The sequence below is a fragment of the uncultured Campylobacter sp. genome (genome assembly GCF_938045775.1).
In the GTDB taxonomy this organism is placed as follows: Bacteria; Campylobacterota; Campylobacteria; order Campylobacterales; family Campylobacteraceae; genus Campylobacter_B.
The window spans coordinates 1-1,408 of the sequence record NZ_CALIBH010000025.1; the positions used below are offsets into that span (position 1 = coordinate 1).

The 1,408-nt window shown below is 47.2% G+C and carries 1 protein-coding gene; it reads left to right on the forward strand.

The annotated features are described in order from the left end of the window. On the forward strand, nt 1-724 hold a 724-nt coding region (locus Q0238_RS00655; protein ID WP_297941872.1), incomplete at its 5' end, for an ACT domain-containing protein. Nucleotides 725-1,408 lie beyond the last annotated feature (684 nt).

Consider the following 1,408-nt stretch of genomic DNA (forward strand, 5'->3'; position numbering starts at 1 on the left):
GCTCGAATCGCAAAGCAATATCGCCCGAGAAGCCGCAGAGCAGGCGATCAGCGCCGCGCGCGGCTTAAACTATCCAAACGCTTTAAATTTGCCGCTTAAACTTGAAGATCTGCCGCGCGGTATCGAGCCGTATATAAATTTGGTCTCGAAAATGGCTTATCTTGCGGTGCAGATCAACAAAGGCCCGATCAAATCGATCACGATCGAGGGCAGCGGCGAGGTGGTGCAGTATCTAAAATCGATGCTCGTTTTTGCGATCGTAGGCGCACTGCACGATTCTTTGGGCGATTCGCTAAATTACGTCAATGCCAAATTTCTTGCGGATGAAAAGGGGATCGAGACGAGCTTTGGCGAGCTTACAAACAGCGTCTATAAGAGCGAGATCGCGGTCAAAGTTACGACCGACAAAGCGATCTCAAATGTCGCAGGTACCGTCTTTGACGGAAGCGAGGAGCGTATCGTAAATATCGGCGGATTTAAGACTGATTTTAAGCCGAAAGGCAAGATGATAATCTTCAAAAACACCGATGTGCCAGGCGTTATCAAATCCGTAAGCACGATCCTAGCCGACGAGAACATCAATATCGCGGACTTCCGCTTAGGCAGAGGCGAGGAGGGGGATGCTTTGGCGGTCATTTTGGTCGATTCCGAAGTACAAAAAACTACGCTTGATAAGCTGGCGGCGCTTCAAACCTGCCTAATGGTGCGCTACGCGGCGCTTTAGTACCTTCTCTGCTTGGGAGGCGGAATTTTAAATTTCGCCTCATACAATTCTTTATAATTTAAATTTATAATCTAGCCTACGACGGCGTTTGATGAGGCGACGCGGGAACGCACGGCAAGGATTTTGCGGAACTTGACGTACGTGTAGAGCTAGCGCTTGAGGTACGTTGCGACGACATGCGTCCGAGCAGATACCTTTTTAGCGTGCGGCTTTTGTAAGCGCCGCACGCTCTAAATTTAACTCTCGCCCTGAGCTTGCTTTTAAATTTAAATTTCATCCTTGTAGATCTGCTTTTAAATTTCATCATCACGGCACTGCCGATTAAATTTTGTCGCTATGCGGGTTTGGTACTAAAAGCTAGAAGCTGCGATGCGAAACGCGGTCAAATTTTATAAATTTTTAGACACGGAGGGTGCTTTTGCTTCAAATTTATTTGCGGCAGGCGCTACATCTCTCTAATCGTATCGCCCGTTTAAATTTCGGATAGCCACCGAGAGATTGCATTGCTGATTAAATTTAGGACAGCCGCCGAGAGATTGCGCCGCTGATTAAATTTTATGTTTTGCCGAAATTGTGCTTCGCCGAAAAATTCCGCCCGGCCTAAATTTGGTCGATGCAAAATCAGCCGCAATGCGCCCTGCTAATTTGTGAGTTTAAGCGTTTCGATTAGGCTTAAAATTTTGC